Genomic DNA, 1158 nt, shown 5'->3' with positions numbered 1-1158 from the left:
CCGTACCACGTGACGATGCTCCGCCAGGCCGAGAACGCCTGCATGCCCGTGACCTTCTGCTCCATGATCGCGCTGACCAGGGCGTCGAACACGAGGTCGGTGCGTCCGATGCGCAGATCGGGATGCCGCCGATGCCACTCGGCGACCGACGGATGCCGCGACGCGTCGAATCCGTCGGGATCGTCGCTCGCTCCGCACAGGGCGGGGAGCTGATCGAGCGCCCAATCGGCGCCGGGGCCCCAGGCGGCCGCGCGGACGGTGCCGTCGGCGGTCCGTCGCAGGGCGAGCGTCGCGACCCCGTCGGGGGTGCGGCTCACCCGCCAGACGACGCCACCCGCCCCGAGGGATCCGGTCGCGGCGTACGTGGGGTCGTTGCGTCCGTGTCGTTGCGCGGCGACCGCGCGCCCGACGTCGACGGGCTGCCGCGGGCGGTACTCGGTTTCGACGGGTGCCGCGGACGCCGGGCTCGTCACGCGCGGCCGCAGCCGCGTGGACACCCGGGTCGATCTCATGCGGACACCCTACGTCCGCCCGCCGACATCGCCGCGGTCCGAGGGCGACCCGCCCGGGAAGGACTCAGAAGCGGTCGGGCGAGGGGGTGCCGTGGCCGTACCGGATCGAGACGTCGGCGTGGCGGTCGAACCGGTAGCCCACGCCGCGCACGGTGCGGACGATGTCCTCGTACACGCCGAGCTTGGCGCGCAGGCGGCGGACGTGCACGTCGATAGTGCGCTCGCCGGGCGCTTCGTCGTCGGTCGCGCCCTCCCACAGCGACGACACGAGCTCGGCGCGTTCGATCGTGCGACCCTCGCGCAGAACGAGGTACTGCAGCAGCTCGAACTCCTTGAACGTGAACGCCGCCGACTCGCCGTCGATGAGCACGCGCTTGCGCGAGATGTCGACGATGACGCCGCGGGGGGCGCGGTCCTCGTCGGCGGGCTCGTCCTTGGTGCGGGCCACGGCGGACGGTTCGTGCAGCGCGAGGCGGACGACGTCGACATCGCGACCGCCCGCACCGGCGGGGGCGAGGGCGACGGTGGCGTAGGTCTCGGCGGAGGGAGCCAGCTCGCCGAGCGTGCGGCGCAATGCCTCGACGAGGGTGCCGAGGCTGACGCCGGCGGCGGCGGCCTTGGCCTCGTCGATGCCGACGTAGAGGGC

2 protein-coding genes are annotated in these 1158 nt (G+C 73.7%); both read right to left on the bottom strand.

Features of this window, described 5'->3' with window-relative positions:
- Nucleotides 1–512, bottom strand: a 512-nt coding sequence (locus tag FE256_RS17940; RefSeq protein WP_502704869.1) for a DNA glycosylase family protein, incomplete at its 3' end; no start/stop codon positions are given.
- 64 nt (nt 513–576) lie between these two features.
- Nucleotides 577–1158, bottom strand: a 582-nt coding sequence (locus FE256_RS17935; RefSeq protein WP_138178352.1) for a winged helix-turn-helix domain-containing protein, incomplete at its 5' end; no start/stop codon positions are given.

The sequence above is a fragment of the Microbacterium sp. 5K110 genome (assembly GCF_005774735.1).
In the GTDB taxonomy this organism is placed as follows: Bacteria; Actinomycetota; Actinomycetes; order Actinomycetales; family Microbacteriaceae; genus Microbacterium.
Note: the sequence above shows the minus strand (reverse complement) of the source record. Positions and strands in the feature narration are given on the sequence as shown.